Source organism: Streptococcus mitis (assembly GCF_901542415.1).
Lineage (GTDB): Bacteria > Bacillota > Bacilli > Lactobacillales > Streptococcaceae > Streptococcus > Streptococcus mitis_BL.
Map to the genome: position 1 here is coordinate 663671 of NZ_CABEHV010000004.1, position 18709 is coordinate 682379.

General features: G+C 39.0%; 18 protein-coding genes, 1 pseudogene and 1 other annotated feature (1 of these 20 only partly in view). Of the genes and pseudogenes, 3 read left to right on the top strand and 16 right to left on the bottom strand.

Translation table 11 applies throughout. The annotated features are described in order from the left end of the window. Positions 1-57 precede the first annotated feature (57 nt). The gene (locus FQT24_RS11035; RefSeq protein ID WP_260666185.1) at positions 58-1197 is read right to left on the bottom strand and encodes a YSIRK-type signal peptide-containing protein; all 1140 of its coding nucleotides are present in this window, start codon (positions 1195-1197) and stop codon (positions 58-60) included. A 230-nt stretch (positions 1198-1427) separates the two neighbouring features. On the opposite strand from FQT24_RS11035, the gene FQT24_RS03465 reads away from it, so the two are divergent. Both FQT24_RS03465 and FQT24_RS03470 read left to right on the top strand, forming a co-directional pair. Beyond that, positions 1428-3710: a Xaa-Pro dipeptidyl-peptidase gene (locus FQT24_RS03465; RefSeq protein WP_143952176.1), complete on the top strand. Its 2283-nt coding sequence runs from the start codon at positions 1428-1430 to the stop codon at positions 3708-3710. A gap of 466 nt (positions 3711-4176) precedes the next feature. After that, the gene (locus FQT24_RS03470; RefSeq protein ID WP_001043024.1) at positions 4177-4647 is read left to right on the top strand and encodes an arginine repressor; all 471 of its coding nucleotides are present in this window, start codon (positions 4177-4179) and stop codon (positions 4645-4647) included. Between the two features lie 43 nt (positions 4648-4690). Here FQT24_RS03470 and FQT24_RS03475 read toward each other — a convergent pair whose 3' ends face one another. From FQT24_RS03475 to FQT24_RS03530, 12 genes are all read right to left on the bottom strand, one after another. Then, the gene (locus tag FQT24_RS03475) at positions 4691-4849 is read right to left on the bottom strand and encodes a hypothetical protein (protein WP_001808548.1); all 159 of its coding nucleotides are present in this window, start codon (positions 4847-4849) and stop codon (positions 4691-4693) included. Positions 4850-4858: 9 nt separating this feature from the next. Then, positions 4859-6169, bottom strand: coding sequence for a GTPase ObgE (gene obgE, locus FQT24_RS03480; protein WP_004248745.1), 1311 nt, complete (start codon positions 6167-6169; stop codon positions 4859-4861). 63 nt (positions 6170-6232) lie between these two features. Then, positions 6233-6367 (bottom strand): DUF4044 domain-containing protein, encoded by a 135-nt coding sequence (locus tag FQT24_RS03485; protein ID WP_000863852.1) that lies wholly within the window; start codon positions 6365-6367, stop codon positions 6233-6235. A gap of 58 nt (positions 6368-6425) precedes the next feature. Then, complete coding sequence (locus FQT24_RS03490) at positions 6426-6617, bottom strand: PspC domain-containing protein (RefSeq protein WP_161800596.1); 192 nt, start codon at positions 6615-6617, stop codon at positions 6426-6428. A gap of 14 nt (positions 6618-6631) precedes the next feature. Then, positions 6632-7957, bottom strand: coding sequence for a glycosyltransferase family 4 protein (locus FQT24_RS03495; protein ID WP_143952177.1), 1326 nt, complete (start codon positions 7955-7957; stop codon positions 6632-6634). 15 nt (positions 7958-7972) lie between these two features. Beyond that, positions 7973-9016 (bottom strand): alpha-galactosylglucosyldiacylglycerol synthase, encoded by a 1044-nt coding sequence (cpoA, locus tag FQT24_RS03500; protein ID WP_221928341.1) that lies wholly within the window; start codon positions 9014-9016, stop codon positions 7973-7975. A 113-nt stretch (positions 9017-9129) separates the two neighbouring features. Then, positions 9130-9459 (bottom strand): metal-sulfur cluster assembly factor, encoded by a 330-nt coding sequence (locus FQT24_RS03505; protein ID WP_000331925.1) that lies wholly within the window; start codon positions 9457-9459, stop codon positions 9130-9132. A 14-nt stretch (positions 9460-9473) separates the two neighbouring features. After that, positions 9474-10583 (bottom strand): RNA polymerase sigma factor RpoD, encoded by a 1110-nt coding sequence (gene rpoD / locus FQT24_RS03510; protein ID WP_000256769.1) that lies wholly within the window; start codon positions 10581-10583, stop codon positions 9474-9476. A gap of 2 nt (positions 10584-10585) precedes the next feature. Beyond that, positions 10586-12346, bottom strand: a complete 1761-nt coding sequence (dnaG, locus tag FQT24_RS03515; RefSeq protein WP_221928342.1) for a DNA primase — start codon at positions 12344-12346, stop codon at positions 10586-10588. 308 nt (positions 12347-12654) lie between these two features. Beyond that, a complete protein-coding gene (locus FQT24_RS11040) occupies positions 12655-12903 on the bottom strand; it encodes a hypothetical protein (RefSeq protein ID WP_260666195.1) in 249 nt (82 codons plus the stop codon). 199 nt (positions 12904-13102) lie between these two features. Continuing rightward, entirely contained in the window at positions 13103-13879 is a 777-nt protein-coding gene (locus tag FQT24_RS03525) for a hypothetical protein (RefSeq protein ID WP_143952178.1), read from the bottom strand. Next, positions 13872-14981, bottom strand: a complete 1110-nt coding sequence (locus tag FQT24_RS03530; RefSeq protein WP_143952179.1) for an AAA family ATPase — start codon at positions 14979-14981, stop codon at positions 13872-13874. The genes FQT24_RS03525 and FQT24_RS03530 overlap by 8 nt, the downstream gene beginning before the upstream one ends. 143 nt (positions 14982-15124) lie before the next feature. On the opposite strand from FQT24_RS03530, the pseudogene FQT24_RS03535 reads away from it, so the two are divergent. Further along, positions 15125-15681 (top strand): annotated as a pseudogene (locus FQT24_RS03535) (IS30 family transposase); the annotation flags it as partial. Positions 15682-15705: 24 nt separating this feature from the next. Here the strand turns inward: FQT24_RS03535 and FQT24_RS03540 are convergent. From FQT24_RS03540 to trpX, 3 genes are all read right to left on the bottom strand, one after another. Further along, positions 15706-16464: an ABC transporter ATP-binding protein gene (locus FQT24_RS03540; RefSeq protein ID WP_143952180.1), complete on the bottom strand. Its 759-nt coding sequence runs from the start codon at positions 16462-16464 to the stop codon at positions 15706-15708. Beyond that, a complete protein-coding gene (locus FQT24_RS03545; protein WP_143952181.1) occupies positions 16461-17327 on the bottom strand; it encodes an ABC transporter permease in 867 nt (288 codons plus the stop codon). The genes FQT24_RS03540 and FQT24_RS03545 overlap by 4 nt, the downstream gene beginning before the upstream one ends. Before the next feature lie 75 nt (positions 17328-17402). Beyond that, positions 17403-18398 carry a tryptophan ABC transporter substrate-binding protein gene (trpX, locus tag FQT24_RS03550; RefSeq protein WP_143952182.1) on the bottom strand — a complete coding sequence of 332 codons (996 nt, stop codon included), beginning with the start codon at positions 18396-18398 and terminating at the stop codon, positions 17403-17405. Positions 18399-18615: 217 nt separating this feature from the next. Beyond that, positions 18616-18709, bottom strand: a binding site (T-box leader); it runs 124 nt beyond the window's last position.

The following is an 18709-nucleotide window of genomic DNA, read 5'->3' on the forward strand; positions in this document are numbered from 1 at the left end:
ACCAGTTACTGTATCTCCATTTGGATAAGTTACAGTTTTTGTTATCGGTTGCGCTAACTATCTTGCAGGTCCTACTACAGTACCGTTAGGATATGTGATCGATGCTGCTGCAAAGTCAAACCAGTTAATGTTGTTCTTAAGTTGCTCTAAGTTTTTAGTACCTGCAGTACCAACAACAGTATCTCCAGAAGCAATATCAGTTCTAACACCATTTAAAGTAACAGTTGCTCCACCTGCAGTTCCGTTTCCTTTTTTTACTACATCAATCATAGAAGGGTCTGTAATACTTGGGTTAGCATTCATGATTTCACGTTTAACCGCTGCTATCTCTTCATCCGTTAATTTATTAATATTTTTTACAGGAGTCTTAGTTGTTGGGGCTACGATTGCTGTATTGGTAGTAGTTTCACCTGCCAACACCGCTTCAACTTTACCTATGTGTCCTGCACGTTTCATCTCTGCGTAGACTGCTTCGATGGCAGATGAGATACGTTGGAGTTGGGCATTCAATTCTTCCTTAGTGATTTCTCCTGCAGCAAGAGCTTTCTTAGAAGCTTCGATTTGGACCTTAGCTGAAGCTACTGCAGTTGCGATTGCTTCTTTTCCAGCTTTATCTTCTGCCTTTTTATCCGCAAAGTTTGAGGCAGTTGTGTTCAATACTTCTGCTTCAGATGTCAACTGTTCAAGGACAGTTTTAGTAGCAGTAATTGGGTTTTCTGCTTTCTTTTCATCCTTTTTATCAGCTTTTTCATCAACTGCTTTATCAGCTTTTTTGTCAGTTGAAGGAGCAGTTAGTGTTGCTTTTTCTTTGTCAGCTGCTTCTGTTTTTTCAGTTGTAGCTGTCTCAGCTACTTTTTCATCTTTCTTAGATGCTTCAGCAGCTAATTTTGCAACTTCCTCATCACTCAAGGCCGGCTTTTCTACTACAGCCGCTTCTGTCGTAGCAGAAAGAGCTGGTGTCGTCACATTTGCGACATTCTCACTTACCTTATCATCTTTTGGAGCAGATGCCACAGCTTCTGTTTTATTTTCAGTAGCTGTTTCTTCTGCTTTGGCAGTCGTTTGGGCAGCACCCAAAATCAAGGCTGTCCCCAACAGCACACTCGCAGCACCAAAATGATACTTACGAATAGAGAAACGTTGGCTCAAGCCATACCAATCAAAAGATTTATTTTTTTGTCTTTTTGATTTATACATAATGTTCACTTCCATATTTTTTTATGTAACTTCGAATTACAATTATATAGTATATATTTTATCACAAAAACGCTATCAGTTCAAGAAAGAAATAATTATATATATATATATATATTAATCGTTTTTTAATATTATTTATATTTATATACTATTTTGTTTTTGACTTTATCTTGGTATTTTTTTTGCTTTTTTGATATAATAAATTGAAGTATAATTTTACTGGAGGTTTTATGCGTTTTAATCGATTTAGCTATTTAGCGCTACCTAGAGATACAATTATCTTTGAATTAAAAAAGTATGGATTTGATTTACCAGTCAACATCACAAATAAAAAAATGCTTGAAGCGTTTCTCATTCGTTTCTTTTTTAATTTTAAAGATAGCACCTATCCTCTATCCAGTTTAGCAGTTGATAAAGAAACTGACTTACTGACATTTTTTCAATCAGATAAAGAGTTAACTGCAGATATTTTCTATACTGTAGCCTTTCAACTTTTAGGTTTTTCTTATTTGGTTGACTTTGAAGACAGTGATGTTTTTCGTAAAGAGTCTGGATTTCCTATTGTATATGGTGACTTGATTGAAAATCTCTATCAGTTGCTCAATACTCGCACTAAAAAAGGGAACACTCTTATCGACCAACTTGTCAGTGACGGGCTAATTCCTGAGGATAATGACTATCACTACTTTAATGGCAAGATTTTGGCTACTTTTTCTAGCCATGATGTCATTCGAGAAGTCGTTTACGTTGAGTCTCGTGTCGATACTGACCGCGAAGGACTTCCAAACCTAGTCAAGGTCAGCATTATTCGTCCTCATTATGATGGACAAATACCTGCTATCATGACAGCTAGCCCCTACCATCAGGGAACCAATGACAAGGCTAGTGATAAGGCCCTCTACAAGATGGAGGGTGAACTTGAGGTCAAACCTGCTCACAAGATTGAGCTTGAAGAACCTCAACTCAATCTCGTCCAACCCCAAGGTCAAGCTGAGCTTGTGTCAGAAGCTGAGGAAAAGCTAACGCACATCAACGCTAGCTATACTCTCAACGACTACTTCCTTCCACGAGGTTTTGCTAATCTCTATGTCTCAGGTGTCGGTACCAAAGACTCTACTGGTTTCATGACTAATGGGGACTACCAGCAAATCGAGGCTTATAAAAATGTCATCGACTGGCTCAATGGCCGTTGCCGTGCCTTTACCGACCACACGTGCCAACGTCAAGTCAAGGCTGACTGGTCAAACGGAAAAGTAGCTACAACTGGACTTTCCTATCTAGGTACCATGTCCAATGGTCTTGCGACTACAGGTGTAGATGGTTTAGAGGTTATTATTGCCGAGGCTGGTATTTCTTCGTGGTACAACTACTACCGTGAAAACGGTCTAGTAACTAGCCCAGGTGGTTATCCTGGTGAGGACTTTGACTCCCTTGCTGAACTAACCTACTCTCGTAACCTCTTGGCTGGTGACTATATCCGTGGTAATGAGGCTCACCAAGCTGACTTAGAAAAAGTAAAAGAGCAGTTAGATCGCAAATCTGGTGACTACAATCAATTTTGGCATGATCGCAATTATCTGCTCAATGCCCATAAGGTAAAGGCAGAGGTTGTCTTTACTCATGGTTCACAGGATTGGAATGTCAAACCACTTCATGTTTACCAGATGTTTCACGCCCTTCCTGCTCATATAAACAAGCATCTCTTTTTCCATAATGGCGCCCATGTGTACATGAACAACTGGCAGTCCATTGACTTCCGTGAGTCCATGAACGCCTTATTGACAAAGAAATTACTGGGACAAGATACAGATTTCCAACTTCCTACTGTCATTTGGCAGGACAATACAGCCCCTCAGACTTGGCTATCACTTGGTACCTTCGGTGGGCAAGAAAACTTTGAAACCTTCTCACTTGGTCAAGAAGAGAAAGTCATTCAAAACCAGTACCCAGATAAGGATTTTGAGCGCTATGGTAAGACCTACCAGACCTTCAATACAGAACTCTATCAAGGAAAAACCAATCAGATTACTATTGACCTTCCTGTAACCAAAGATCTTCACTTGAACGGTCGTGCCCAACTCAATCTTCGTATCAAATCCAGTATAAATAAGGGGCTCTTATCTGCCCAACTGCTAGAATTTGGACAGAAGAAATACCTGCAACCTTATCCAGCTGTTTTAAGTGCTAGAACCATTGACAACGGTCGCTACCATATGTTGGAAAATCTCAACGAATTGCCTTTTCGTGAAAATACACAACGAGTCGTGACAAAAGGCTACCTCAATTTACAAAATAGAAATGATTTACTGTTAGTAGAGGATATTAAGGCAGATGAATGGATGGATATCCAGTTTGAACTGCAACCGACTATTTACAAGTTAAAAGAAGGAGATACTCTTCGTTTAGTACTCTATACTACTGACTTTGAAATCACCATCCGTGACAATACTGACTACCACCTGACTGTTGATCTTAAACAGTCTACTCTTATCCTACCTTGTCAAAAGATATGATATCAGACTTTCAATATGGAAGATTTCCACTTGAACAGTTGAAACAAACATAAACTTGGTATCAAATTCAATCCTAGTCTAGGCTCATGACATCCTACAACTGGAGCTTGGACAAATGATACTAAGACCCTAACCAACATGTGTACTTATTAATAATACACACTACCACACCACATGTTGGACAATCTCTGTGAATTAACATTAATCGTAAATTCACAACAAGTCGTGACAAAAGGCTACCCTAATGGAATGATTTACTGTTAGTAGAGAACACCAATGTAGATAAACGGATAGATACCCAATTCATCTACACTCAACTAGTGACAAGTAAAAAGAGTGGGATTTTCTCCATTTAGTCCTATACTACTGACTTTGAAATCATCATACGTGACAATACCGCTTACCACCCGACTGACGATTTCGTTCAGTCCACGCTTTCTGTATCTAATACAAGGAGTAACATTTTATGAATAAATCTGAACACCGACACCAACTCATACGAGCTCTTGTAACGAAAAACAAGATTCATACTCAAGCTGAGCTACAAGCTCTTCTTGCTGATAACGACATTCAAGTTACACAAGCTACACTTTCGAGAGATATTAAAAGCATGAACCTCTCAAAAGTAAGAGAAGAAGACAACTCTTACTACGTGCTCAATACAGGTTCTATCTCAAAATGGGAAAAACGTCTCGAAATTTACATGGAAGATGCTCTTGTCTTGATGCGTCCCGTTCAACACCAAGTCCTCCTTAAAACCCTTCCTGGACTTGCGCAATCCTTTGGTTCTATCATTGATGCTTTGAGCTTCCCCGACGCTATTGCTAGCCTCTGTGGCGATGATGTCTGTCTCGTCATCTGCGAAGATGCAGAAGCTGCTCAAAAATGCTTTGAAGAATTGAAAAAATTCGCTCCACCATTTTTCTTTGAAGAATAAGAAAATTCCGTGTCTCATGTGGCACGGAATTCTTTTATATTCTTTACTGAGATGGATTTTCTTTTTTAGTTCGTGCCAATCTCAGGGCACGATTTGGATTGAGACGATTAAATAGTTCTTCCAATTTCTTTTCATTCCAAACGTCTGCGGCAGAAACAAAATTGCCATCCGCATCTCGGAAAGATATCGGTTTATCTCCCATACCAATCTCCTAGTCTACAAATTCAAACTCAAATTTACCAATGCGGACCAAGTCACCATCTTTAGCACCACGCGCACGAAGGGCTTCATCAACTCCCATACCACGAAGCTGGCGAGCAAATTTCATGACTGATTCGTCACGATCAAAGTTGGTCATATTAAAGAGTTTCATCAGTTTTTCACCAGAAAGCACCCATGTAGCATCGTCATCACGACTAATTTCAAAGGCTTTTTCTTCCTCATCAAATCCATAGTAAGCTTCTTCTTCCATATCTGACTCGTCGTAGAGCAAGAATTCTGGTGTCTTGTCTAACAATTCAGCTGTAGCATCCAATAGCGTTGCCAGACCTTGCTTAGTCAAACCAGAAATTGGGAAGATAGCTGGTAACTCTTCAAATTCATCATAATTTTCAGCTAATTTTTTCTTAAACTCTTTAAGATTTTCTTGACTCTCAGGCATGTCCATTTTGTTGGCTACGATAATCTGTGGACGCTCCATGAGACGGAGGTTATAAGACTCTAACTCCTTGTTAATAGCAAGATAATCCTCATAAGGATCACGTCCTTCGCTAGCTGACATATCAATAATATGAAGGATGACACGGGTACGCTCGATGTGACGGAGGAACTGGGTTCCCAAACCAACACCTTGACTAGCGCCTTCAATCAAACCTGGTAAATCAGCTACTGCAAACGATTCACCTGATTGGGTACGAACCATACCTAGATTTGGCACAATGGTTGTAAAGTGGTAGGCACCAATTTTAGGTTTAGCTGAGGTAATAACACTTAAAAGTGTTGATTTCCCAACAGATGGGAATCCAACTAAACCAACATCAGCCAAGATTTTTAGTTCCAATTGTAACTCACGTTCCTGACCTGGTTCTCCATTTTCAGAGATTTCAGGTGCAGGATTTTTTGGTGTCGCAAAGCGGATATTTCCACGACCACCACGACCACCGTGGGCTACAATAAATTCCTGCCCATGTTCAATCAAATCTGTCAAGACCTTGCCAGTCTCGGCATCACGCACAGTCGTTCCTTGTGGTACTCGAACTCTAAGATCCTCAGCACCACGCCCATGCATCCCTTTGGTCATTCCTTTTTCACCAGAATCAGCCTTGAAATGACGGTTATAGCGGAAATCCATCAAGGTACGTAAACCTTCGTCTACAACGAAGACCACATTACCTCCACGTCCACCGTCACCACCCCAAGGACCGCCATTAGGGACATATTTTTCACGGCGAAAGGCAACCATACCATCGCCACCATTACCAGCCTTGACCTTAATCTTGGCTGTATCTAAAAACATACTCATTTTTTCTTCTCACTTTAAAAAAGGGCTGGGAAATCCCAGTCTCAAAATTTTCTTTAATCTATTTTATAGATTACTGAGGGCACCAATTGCAGTTGCAAAAATACCCAAAATACTTGCTACTAACATGATAAGTACGATAAGCAAGGTTAATTTCTCAAACATAGTTTTTTTACGTTTTCCATTATCTCCAAATGCCATTTTTATCTCCTTCGTTACATTCTATTTTCTATTATCTTAGCATGAATTCAGCTAGTTTTCAATAGTCACTTGCTACCGGCGCAATAATCCATAAAATGATATAAGCTACAATTCCTGCCCCATAACAAAATGCAAGAACACCCCATATTACACGAACAATAGTAGGATCCATATCAAAATAATTTGCGACCCCAGCACATACTCCAGCAATTTTTTGATCACTACCACTTCTCATCAATTGTTTTTTCATAGCTATTCCTCTTTCTATTCTTCATGGTCTCTCCAATAATCTCTGATGCTGATTAACTGTGTTTTTGAAGCCCTCAGCATTCGTCTAGAGCCTTTTACAGGCACAGCAACCACCTGTTGCGGTAAATACAAAACTGTCTTAAAGATACGCTGGCTGACCGTATCATCTTTTGCTAAATCTTTCTGGAAATTATTTGAAATAATAGCATCCAGATAAAATTCATGCACCCGTTTTCCAAAGTTCTCAGCTGAAATCTCGTATAATTTAGCTGATAAGGTATGCTCATTCATGTCTGGCGTTGCAATCAGGGCTTCTAAAATAGCCCCAGCCAAATCATGTTCACCGTAGTATAATGTTCCAAACATCTTATCATTGATCAGATTGTCCAGATAAGGATTTCCGTGAGCAATAACTGGCGTTCCACTGGCCAAGCTTTCCAAGTATGTCAAACCCTGCGTCTCACTCGTCGATGCTGAGATGAAGAAATCCGCTGCCTTATAGTAAAGAGCCGTCTCACTAGGAGCAATCATCCCTGTAAAGACAACAGAGTCTTGAATCTTTAGTTTCTGGGCTTGCTCTTTAAGATCATCCAGATAAGGACCATCCCCAGCTACCACCAGTTTAACCTTGTCCTCCTCTTTCAGAACTTCTGCAAAGGCTGCTAGTACTGCCTGAATATTTTTTTCATAGGAAATTCTGGAAAGACTCAGTAACATCTGTTCATCATCTTGAATCTCTAGTTTACTACGCAGTTCTTTCAGATTTTCTTGCTTTATTTCCGGACGCTCAAACTTAGCTAACTCAATACCAGTTGGAATAACCCGCTTTTCAACCTTGACTTTATAGTCAGATAGCAAGTCTCGGACAATCTCACTCGGGCAAATGACTCCATCTACATCATGCAAAAAACCTCTAACCAGATACTTGACCATACTAGGACGAATCAACATCCCCTTAGCAATATAATGTACATAGTCTTCATATTGGGTGTGATAGGTATGGATGACTGGAATCTTCAATTCACGCGCAATCCAAATCCCCAACAAGCCAAGAGAAAATTCTGTCTGAGTATGGATAATATCTAGTTGATATTGTTTAGCAATTTCAAGCGCCTTGCTAAAACCTCGGTAGGCAAAGCGACGATCCTTAAAAGCAAAGAAAGGAACACTTGGAATGCGGATAATTTGCCAATCTTCATAACGATTGACATCCTTATCTGTCGTTGTAAAGATAAAAACAGCATGTCCCTGCTTTTCAAGTTCGGTTTTCAAGGTTCGAATACTGGTCGCAACACCTGAAACCTGAGGAAAATAGGTATCTGTAAATAAACCAATTCTCATAGATTACCTCACTTTTTACTTTCTCCCTAAAGCGGCTTGTTTCTCATAAAAGTCCAACCAGATTTGCAATAGATGCTCTTCTGAATACTCTCTAGAAATATTCTTAGCTTTTTCTTTCAAATCTTTTAAAGCAACAGGATTTGCTTGATATTCCAAAATAGCTTTTTTCATCTCTTCTCTATCTGCTGTCTCCCGATAATTTCCCTCTAAAATCACCTTATAAAGATCTAAATCACGCAACATAATCGGAGCTTCACAACTGGCAGCTTCTAGGATAGTCATAGGAAAGAGTTCATTGTAACTAGGAAGCAAGAAAAGATCCGCTAGGGCATACAATTCGCGCATCCGCTCTGGCGATACAATTCCTGGAAAAATCAAATTTTTAGGGGGATTCTCCATGATTTTCTTGTAACGTTCATAACCATCTGTCATACCACCAAAAGAGAAACCACCGGCCCAAATAAAGGTAATCTGAGGCAATTCCTCAGCCAGACGGATAAAGTCATCAATCCCTTTACGTTTCTGAACTTGACCAGCACCTACTACGATAAACTGATTATCGCTAAGACCTAGCTCTTCGCGTAGTCGAGCCACCTCTTCTTGTGGAAGGGGATGCCATTTTTCCTTGTTGACAAAGTTAGGAATATAGGTAACTTTTTCACGTGGAATACCAGCTGCCACCAAATCCTCGATAAACATAGGATTGACCACCACCAAGTGCTCCATCCGGTTGTAAAAAGAAAATACATAGCGTTTCACAATTCCCTTTAAGAAAAATGGAATTTTCAAACTCCCCTCAAGTGTGTCAGGCAAGAAATGAACATAGCCAATTTTCCTTCCTGAGCGTTTCTTTTGGAATGTTGATAAATAATAGGGGAAATCAATGGTATGAAAGTGAGTCACATCTGCCTCTATTGGAAGATTTTCTGTAACAATCAATTGATCCTTGGCATCACGGTGAAGAAGACGAACTAATTCACGGTAAGCACCTGAAACTCCTTGTCCTGCTACTTTCTCACTTGAACTCAACATATTGATGCGTAATTTCTTTTTTTCCATGACTACTATTATATCATTTTCTTGGAATAAAATCAGCAAAAGAAAGGAGAGACTAGAGGAAAAGAGGGGAAATTTCCTCGCTCTTCCAATGGTCTCTCACATATTTTATATGATTACTTAATGCCTAGGGCAATGCGGGCATAGCGACTCATTTTTTCAACAGTCCAGGCTGGATACCAGACTAATTTAACCTCAGTATCCGTCACTTCTGGAACCTCTGTCATAGCATCATAAATCTGGTCTGTCAAAAGGTCTGCTAGGGGACAACCCATAGTTGTCAAAGTCATATCAATCTCTGTTTGCCCTGTGTCACCGTCAAAACGAATCTCATAAATTAAACCAAGATTGACAATATCGATTCCCAACTCAGGGTCAATAACTTCTTCCAAGGCTGATAAAATTCGTGTTTTGATGTTTTCAATTTGCTCTTCTGTATAAGCCATGTTTATCCTCACTCTTAGTCTTCAATAAAATCACGAAGCGGTTTGCTACGACTTGGTTGGCGTAGTTTTCTCAAAGCCTTGGCTTCAATCTGACGGATACGCTCGCGGGTTACGTTAAAGACTTTACCCACATCTTCAAGGGTACGCATTTTTCCATCATCTAGTCCAAAACGTAGACGCAAAACATTTTCTTCACGGTCTGTAAGAGTATCCAAGACCTCATCCAACTGCTCACGCAAGACGATACGAGTCGTATAATCCACTGGATTTTCAATCACTTCATCTTCGATAAAGTCTCCAAGGTGGCTATCGTCCTCTTCACCGATTGGTGTTTCAAGAGATACTGGTTCTTGGGCAATCTTCAAGATTTCACGAACCTTGTCTGGAGTCATATCCATACGTTCAGCGATTTGTTCTGGCGTTGGGTCTTGTCCCAATTCTTGAAGGAGATTACGCTGTTCACGAACAAGCTTGTTAATCGTTTCAACCATGTGGACTGGGATACGAATAGTACGAGCTTGATCCGCAATAGCACGAGTGATTGCTTGACGAATCCACCAAGTTGCGTAAGTTGAGAACTTGAATCCTTTAGAATAGTCAAACTTGTCAACTGCCTTCATCAAGCCCATATTTCCTTCTTGAATCAAGTCAAGGAACTGCATACCACGGCCAACATAACGCTTGGCAATGGAAACAACCAAACGAAGGTTGGCTTCTGCAAGACGTTGTTTGGCTTCGATATCGCCAGCTTCAACTGCTAGTGCCAATTCTTTTTCCTCTTCATTGGTCAAGAGAGGAACGACCCCGATTTCTTTCAAGTACATACGGACAGGGTCATTAACCTTAGCCGAAGTTGACCCAATCAAGTCCTCGTCACTGAGTTCTGGTTCTTCTTCAGCACTAAGAACACGCGCACTTGGATTTCCTTCGTTATCTGTGATAGAAATTCCTGCATCTTGAATCCGTTGCAAGAGATCTTCAATCCCATCAGCGTCCAAGGTAAAAGGAACGACAAGACTAGCATTGATTTCATCATCTGTTGCTGTCCCTTTTTGCTTATGATTACGGATAAATTCTGCTACTTGTACGTCAAATGTTGTTACTTCTTTTTGTTTTGTTACCATTATTACTCCATTCTTCTCTTTTGTGAAATTAAACGTTCCAATTCTTCTAAGGCTGTGTCGGTATCTCCTACATGGCTAGCTTCCTGCACCTTCTTTTTGATTCTCATATTGTCCTGATTCAAGAGAGCCTTGTTTCGAGTCATTTCTACTTCACTAAGTTCCTGCGGTGACATCTCAGCAGGCAAATCCTGAGCTAAGACTTGGTACCAAGCTCTTTCAACTTCCTCTGTCTGTTCTGCTAAAACTTCGGGAGGAAGATTGCCATACTGACCAAGCAAGTCATATAGAACCTGAAATTCAGGTGTGTCAAATGAAAAGTCTTCTCGCAAACGGTAATCGTTCAAAACAAGAGGAGATTCCATCATTCGATAAAGTAGATGAGCTTCTGCCCTCATAATAGCCGATAACTGCTTGGTGACAGGCATAGTGATTTGCGTCGGTCTGGAAATTCCTTCCATACGATTCTGCCTTTGCGCCTGACGACTCTCATTCACAATCTGCTCAATCTGAGCATAATCAAAGGACGCCAGACTGTCAGCTAAAATATGAATATAGCTGTTTTGAGCAGTTATGGACTTTTCTTGAACAATCAAGGGCGCTATTTTTTCAATAAACTCAATTTGAGCCTGCAGATTTTCACTATTTTCAGGTTTGTACTGGTGAATGTAGAACTCAATCGGACTAATACGAGTTTTTGTTAATAGATAGGCCAAGTCTTCTGGTCCATTTTTTTGTAGATATTCATCTGGATCCAAGTTATCAGGCATGCTGACGATTTGCACAGGCATATCACCAATTTCGTCCAGCGCTTTCAATGTCGCTGCTTGCCCAGCTTTATCGCCATCGTAAACAAGAACCAACTTCTTGGTTAACCTTTTCAGATGCTCAACATGCTCACGACTCAAGGCTGTTCCCATAGATGCGACAGCGTTTTCGATTCCAGACCGATAGGCTGCAATGACATCCATGAATCCTTCCATGAGGTAAATCTCACTGGCTTTTCCAGAAGATTTTTTAGCCCTATCCATATGATATAATTCGTAACTTTTGTTAAAAATTGCAGTTGATCGGCTATTTTTATACTTAGAAGTTTGTGAATCCGTTTTCTGCCAGATACGACCTGAGAAGGCAATAACCTTTCCCTGGTCATTTGTCAGGGGAAACATAATCCGATTGTGAAAGGTATCTACAAATTGATTTGCATCCGAAAGATAAAACAGTCCTGAATCTAGAAAATCCTCATCACGATACTGACCAGACAAACGTTGATAGAGATAATTTCGTTCTGGAGGTGCTAAACCAATCCGAAAATGTTTAAGCACTTCATCTGTCAAACCACGCTGATAAAGGTAATTTCTCGCTTCTTCTCCCATAGTCGTTGTCATGAGAATAGCATGATAAAATTTGGCAGCATCTTCGTGCATATCATAAAGAGCTTGGTGGGGTGAAGCTGGCTTCTGTTCACTATAAAGCGGTTTTTCCATCTCTATCCCAACACGCTGACCTAAGATTTGGACAGCCTCCATAAAGGGAACCCCTTGGTACTCCTCTATGAACTTAAAGACATCACCTGAGCGACCACAACCAAAACAGTGATAAAACTGCTTGTCTTCTACAACGTTGAAAGAAGGTGTTTTTTCACCATGAAAAGGACAGAGCCCTAGATAGTTCCGTCCTGCCTTTTGTAAAGAAATCACATCTCCTATGACTTCCACAATGTTGGCATTGTTTTTGATTTCTTCAATGACTTGTTTGTCAACCATACACAATACCTCCATCTTATCATAGTTTACTTTATATAGTATACTTTATTTCAGAAAAAAAGTAAACCATTTCATACGCTTTACATGATACTATTTCATAAGTTTCCAGCGATCATATAAAAGTGAATCTTTTGAGCAAATCGTTCTAATATTTGAAAGAAAAATAGAAAAAAATAAAGACTATTTCACTTGATCTTCGATGTTATTTTTCAATATCCTGCTAATATACTGACCATCTTTTCTACTGATGCAAGCTGTTGCATAAGTCAATGGTGCTTTGTATACCTCTCCTCTATATGATGGATCGGTCAATACAGGTATAGAATAATAGGCGTTCTTTTTATTTTAAGTTCAATAAACCATTTACCTCCTAGGTATTTACGGAAGGTTTCACCGATATAAACGGTCAAATAATCCAACATCTTGCGGTCTGCTATCAAAGCATGGTGGTCTTCGTAGTGAGCTAAGATCCAAGCCTCCAAATCATCCAAAGATTGCATGCTATAGTCTAAATTTAGCCCTTCTTTCTCCGCAAACTCCCTAGTAAAATAGTCCATCTTAAATCCAATTTGAAAAATCTATTCCTGAAAGTCTTCTTGTGTGTAAGCCATCTTCTTATCTCCTACTCCTATTAAATTTTTAGAATAATATATTAATTATGCTATAAATTTAATAGGAGTAGGAGATAAGAAGTATGATTTCGATTTCAATTATATCTTTAATACAAAAAACTTTCCACCTTAAGATCTACTGTTTTTATGCTCCTTCTGTATCATCCCATTTATCTACGATCTCTCTTTCGCAATCCTGAAAACTTGCTAGATCTGGGAAATCTTTTTCCGTCATATAATCTAGCAAAAATTCTGCTACACTACTAAAGACAAAGCTTCTTTCATTACACTTGAACGTACTCAATTGTTTTGCAAAAGTTTCTCTAGTAGAAACTTTTGCACGATACTCTTTAAAGTCAATAGTTGATAATTGATAAATCTCCCGACTAAGTAAGAGATGGTAGAGTTTAATCCATTCAATATCCTGCTCACCAAAGGCTTGTCCAAAAATAAAATGATCTTTGTGATTTTCACAAACAGCCTTAAAAGTTTTACCAGACTTCGTCTTTTTTTCATCTAATTTAAAATGATAAAAAGCTACTTTATCAGAAGTCTTTTTCTGATAGAGTTTGAGAGCCTCTACCATTGGATAGCTGATGTACAATTTCCCTGCACCTGTTTCATTTGAAAATTCATTTATCATCTCCGAAACTTCTCTACGAGATAAGTTGACAATGTCATTTTGTTCATCTTTTTCTTTTTCATTTTCTAACTCAAGAATGTAAGAAAATAGGTCAACATCATCTGCTTCATTTGCAAATGATTTTTTATACTCTGTGTAATGACGATAGAGAGAATAGATATTTGTTTCATAAGGATAGATCTGTGATACTTCAATTCCGATTGATTTAGCTATTTCTGATAAAAGTTTTGGTTCAGCTATCTTTCCTTCAACTACAAATACAATCCTGTTCTTACTCATCAAAAGCACCTGCATTATACATCTTTTCCAAATTATGAGCCATCCGTAATTCTTTTACGGTTAGAGAAGATAGTTCCTTAATCTGGTTGTTCTGTACGATAAAATAACAATCCGGTCGCAACAAATCATTCGACATGATGGTTGTATTGTGGGTTGTAAACACGGATTGAACTTCCCCATTTCTGATCTTTTTCAAAATGGTTTCCGAAACTTCATTATGGTAATAGGCATCAAATTCATCGACGACCAAAAAGGTGATATCACTAAGTTGAATCATCCAATAGAAGAAAACCATGATTACTTTAGTACCGTGCGAGGCCACGCTATAAATATTTACCTTTCGGTTTTTGAAACGAACCAAAATAACTGAATTACCTTCAGAATCTTCTCCTCTTTCTAAAAAATAGTTAATATCAAATTTATGTAAGAAACTTTCCAATTCTTCTAATTTACCTGCATCAACTATCGCTGATGCTATATAATCTTGACTAGATTTAAATCCCTGATAAAAATTCCCCTCTGAAGTTCCCGAACCAAAGAATAACATTCCCTCAACAAATTCTTTAAACTTCAAAAAAATACGGTTTGTTTCATCTGATAACTCTAAATTAGTGTTACTAAATATATATTTCACAAAAGATAAGGAGAGATCTCTAGTTTTTGTATTTAAATTTTCTGCACCAACCAACTGGACTTCACGCGTATCTGCCTGAAAATCCTCAAAAATAACGCGTTTATTATTGATAAATATCTCCTCATCAAATACCTCTGTCATATTTTTCTTTTTATAGCGATAGACGACTCGGTCTTCTTCAAACTTAAATTCATAAGAAAATATAGCAAAGTCATCCGAACTATCCAAATTTATATATTGATTGTAATGTTTTTCTTGTTTTGTGAAATCTGTTAAGTGAGTTGTGATATCCATCACCGCATAGGTCAGGTTAGATTTTCCTGATCCGTTTTTACCATAAAGAACTGAATTTTTCACAATTCCATTTTTGATACTTTTAGAATTAAAATTATATTTACCAGCAGACAAATCCCAAACAAATTCATTTTTAAAATTTTTGAAATTTTGTACCGAAAAACGTTGTAACATGACTAATCTCCTTAATCGTAATTTTTTTACGGTTGATTCATTATAGCATCTTTCCTCCAGTTTTCCAAGTCATAATAATGAAATTATGAAGATATTCACGCTCTTTACAAAAGATCTTAATGATATAATCTTCCCTTATATGACTAACCAAACAGAACCTCCTGTATCCTAGAAAAGGAAAAACTACTAAGAAACAGGCTAGCACCAATTTTAAACCCGCTGGTCAATCTATCGAACAGCGTCCTGAAGTTATCAATCTGCGATTGGGAAATGGGCATTATGAGATTGATACGGTTTACTTACAAGAGCGAAAAACTATTGTTTACTAGTCTTAACTGATCGAAGGAGTAGGCATCAGATTATCCGATTGATTCCAAATAAAAGCGCTGAGGCGGTCAATCAGGCTCTAAAACTCATCTTAAAACAACACAAGATTCTATCCATTACGGCAGATAATGGAACGGAATTCAACCGATTGTCTGATGTGTTTTCTAAGGAACATATCTATTATGCACACCCCTATGCCTCTTGGGAAAGGGGAACTAATGAGAGTCACAACAGGCTCATTCGTAGATGGTTACCTAAGGGAACTAAGAAAACGACTCCCAAAGAAGTCGCATTCATCGAAAATTGGATTAATAACTATCTTAAAAAATGCTTGAACTACAAGTCCCCCAGAGAATTTCTTCTTGACGGCTAACTTGAAATTTGGCTTTAAAATTATCTATTCAAAAAGTTGATAATAATCAGAGATTTTCATTTTTGCTTTATCTTCCTGGTTCAAATCTTGGATAATCCGTCCTTCTTTCATGACGATCAGACGATTGCCATATTTGAGAGCATCTTCCATATGATGGGTAATCATAAGCGCTGTCAGCTGATCTTTCTTGACAAATTCGTCTGTCAATTCCATCAAGGCCACACTGGTCTTTGGATCAAGGGCTGCAGTATGCTCGTCTAACAAGAGTAATTCAGGTCGCTTCAAGGTTGCCATCAAGAGACTCAAAGCCTGTCTTTGTCCACCAGATAAGAACTCAATCGGTGTATTCAAGTGTTTCTCAAGACCGTTTCCCACTTTTTCAATAGTTGCCTGAAACTCATCCTTATAGCTAGCCAGACGTCTCGGAAACAGTCCACGCTTTTCACCACGAAACTTGGCAATCAAAAGATTTTCAGCCACCGTCATACGAGGAGCTGTCCCCATCTTGGGATCTTGGAAGACTCGAGACAGATACTTAGCCCGCTTCTCTGGTGAAAACTTGGTAACATCTTCACCCAAAATACGGATGGTCCCACTGGTTAAGGACAAGGTTCCTGCAATAGTGTTAAAGAGGGTCGATTTACCAGCACCATTTCCACCTAAAATCGTGATAAAATCCTGTTCAAAAATTTCTAATGAAACATCATTTAAAATAATCTTTTCTTCATCAAAGCCATTTTTAACGACTTTGGTTGCATTTTTTAATTCTACAATTGCTGTCATTTGCTTAACTTGGCTCCTTTCAAGATTGTTTGCTTAAATGTTGGAATCATGAGGCAGACTGCTAAAATCACGGCGCTGTACAAACGAAGGTAACTTGTATTAAAGCCAAGCGCAATAACTGCCCACACTAAGAATTGATAAGCGATAGAACCTACAACGATGGCAACCAGACGCTCTGCCAAGCTCAAACTCTTGAAGATAACTTCTCCAATAATCAAGCTTGCAAGACCTACAACGATAACCCCAATTCCTCGAGATACATCGGCATAACCTTCTTGCTGGGCAATGAGAGCTCCTGCAAGGGCGATCACACCATTTGATAAGACCAATCCCATGAGCTCCATGCGTCCAGTATGAATCCCGAAACTTCTAGCCATATCAGGATTGTCACCTGTAGCAATATAGGCTTGTCCGAGTTTAGTGTCCAAGAAAAAGAGCATGAGAACAATAACAAGACTGACAAAGATGAGACCTGTCAAGAGTTGGTTCAAATCTGAATCAAAAGGCAAAACATGCTGAATTTGCTTAGTCCCAAGCAAGCCTAAATTTGCACGCCCCATAATCAAGAGCATGATAGAGTGACAGGACGTCATCACCAAAATCCCTGATAGCAAGGTTGGGATTTTCCCTTTTGTATAAAGAAGTCCTGCTGCCATTCCAGCCAAACAACCAGCTCCAACAGCAACAAGTGTCGCTAGAAATGGGTTCACGCCTTTGGTTATCAGAGTGACAGCAACAGCTCCCCCAAGAGGGAAGGAACCTTCTGTCGTCATATCTGGAAAGTTTAAAATCCTAAATGTCATAAAGATTCCCAGACCTAAAATAGCCCAGACAAATCCTTGAGAAATAATAGATAATATCATCTGTTTCTTAACCTTTTCTATATGATTTCTATTGTAAAAAATTGGAGGAGATGTCCCCAACTCCTCCATTACAGATTATTCAATCACTTGTCCTGCTTCCTTTAGAACAGATTCAGGAATCGTAATACCTAGCTCTTGTGCCAATTTTTTGTTAATTACTGACTTACCAGTTGAAAAGACATTGACTGGAGTTTCAGCTGTTTTTGCACCTTTCAAGACTTGTGCAATCATTTTACCTGTTGCCACACCAAGGTCGTGTTGGTCAACTACAACTGATGCCAAACCACCTGCTTCTACCATGGCAGTTGCGCTTGGATAGATTGGCTTTTTAGCTGATTGATTGCTTGATACAACTGTTGAAAATGCAGATGCGATTGTGTTATCGATTGGAATCCAGATAGCATCAACCTTGCTAGTCATAACGTTAACTGTTGAAGCAATTTCATTTGTTGAAGGAACAGCAAATGTTTCGACTGTCAAACCTGCTTTTTCAGCAAAAGCCTTAAATTCTTCTACCTGTGTTTTTGAATTGTCTTCGCTACTTGAGTAAAGAGCTCCGATTGTTTTCACATTTGGTGTCAAAGCTTTGATGAGTTCAACTTGTTGTTGAGCTGGATTGTGGTCAGATACCCCTGTAATGTTGCCACCTGGTTTTTTCAAATCTTTAACCAAGTTAGCACCGATTGGGTCTGTAATAGCAGCCATGATAACAGGTAGGTCTTTTGTGGCGCTTGCCAAACCTTGAGCAGCTGGCGTTGCAATACCAACCACAAGGTCATTCCCATTTGCAACCAATTGTTTACTCATTGTCGCAACCTTACTTTGGTCACCTTCTGAGTTCATAAAGTCAATTTTCAACTGATCATCTTTATAGCCTTCTTCTGCAAGTCCATCTTGGATCCCTTTATAAATCAAATCAAGAGATGGATGGCTCACAAACTGAAGAACACCAACTTTGGCAACTTTCTTCTCATTCTTAGCTTCTGGTTTATTCATTGAAGAGTAAATCAAGCTTCCTGCTACTAAGACTGCTAAGACAGCGATAATTCCAATTAAACGTTTATTTTTCATTCTATTTCTCCTTTTTTATTCCTTTAAAATACTTCACTTATCTAATACTCTTCGAAAATCTCTTCAAACCACGTCAGCGTCGCCTTACCGTACTCAAGTACAGTTTGCGGCTAGCTTCCTAGTTTGCTTTTTGATTTTCATTGAGTATAAACAAGTGACGCCATCGTTTTCTTTCCATACTAACCTCCATTAAAAAAGTCCTCACACAAAAAACTTGTGTGAGGACGTCGATGCGCGGTACCACCTCAATTATAGGGAATTTCCCTATCGCTCTGTCTCGCAATAACGAGATGCACTGTAAGGTGTGCTCA

Bases quoted from the DNA above. Each gene is read 5' to 3' on its own strand.
- FQT24_RS11035 (WP_260666185.1), bottom strand. From the start codon at position 1,197: ATGTATAAATCAAAAAGACAAAAAAATAAATCTTTTGATTGGTATGGC.
- FQT24_RS03465 (WP_143952176.1), top strand. From the start codon at position 1,428: ATGCGTTTTAATCGATTTAGCTATTTAGCGCTACCTAGAGATACAATT.
- FQT24_RS03470 (WP_001043024.1), top strand. From the start codon at position 4,177: ATGAATAAATCTGAACACCGACACCAACTCATACGAGCTCTTGTAACG.
- FQT24_RS03475 (WP_001808548.1), bottom strand. From the start codon at position 4,849: ATGGGAGATAAACCGATATCTTTCCGAGATGCGGATGGCAATTTTGTT.
- obgE (WP_004248745.1), bottom strand. From the start codon at position 6,169: ATGAGTATGTTTTTAGATACAGCCAAGATTAAGGTCAAGGCTGGTAAT.
- FQT24_RS03485 (WP_000863852.1), bottom strand. From the start codon at position 6,367: ATGGCATTTGGAGATAATGGAAAACGTAAAAAAACTATGTTTGAGAAA.
- FQT24_RS03490 (WP_161800596.1), bottom strand. From the start codon at position 6,617: ATGAAAAAACAATTGATGAGAAGTGGTAGTGATCAAAAAATTGCTGGA.
- FQT24_RS03495 (WP_143952177.1), bottom strand. From the start codon at position 7,957: ATGAGAATTGGTTTATTTACAGATACCTATTTTCCTCAGGTTTCAGGT.
- cpoA (WP_221928341.1), bottom strand. From the start codon at position 9,016: ATGGAAAAAAAGAAATTACGCATCAATATGTTGAGTTCAAGTGAGAAA.
- FQT24_RS03505 (WP_000331925.1), bottom strand. From the start codon at position 9,459: ATGGCTTATACAGAAGAGCAAATTGAAAACATCAAAACACGAATTTTA.
- rpoD (WP_000256769.1), bottom strand. From the start codon at position 10,583: ATGGTAACAAAACAAAAAGAAGTAACAACATTTGACGTACAAGTAGCA.
- dnaG (WP_221928342.1), bottom strand. From the start codon at position 12,346: ATGGTTGACAAACAAGTCATTGAAGAAATCAAAAACAATGCCAACATT.
- FQT24_RS11040 (WP_260666195.1), bottom strand. From the start codon at position 12,903: ATGGACTATTTTACTAGGGAGTTTGCGGAGAAAGAAGGGCTAAATTTA.
- FQT24_RS03525 (WP_143952178.1), bottom strand. From the start codon at position 13,879: ATGAGTAAGAACAGGATTGTATTTGTAGTTGAAGGAAAGATAGCTGAA.
- FQT24_RS03530 (WP_143952179.1), bottom strand. From the start codon at position 14,981: ATGTTACAACGTTTTTCGGTACAAAATTTCAAAAATTTTAAAAATGAA.
- FQT24_RS03540 (WP_143952180.1), bottom strand. From the start codon at position 16,464: ATGACAGCAATTGTAGAATTAAAAAATGCAACCAAAGTCGTTAAAAAT.
- FQT24_RS03545 (WP_143952181.1), bottom strand. From the start codon at position 17,327: ATGATATTATCTATTATTTCTCAAGGATTTGTCTGGGCTATTTTAGGT.
- trpX (WP_143952182.1), bottom strand. From the start codon at position 18,398: ATGAAAAATAAACGTTTAATTGGAATTATCGCTGTCTTAGCAGTCTTA.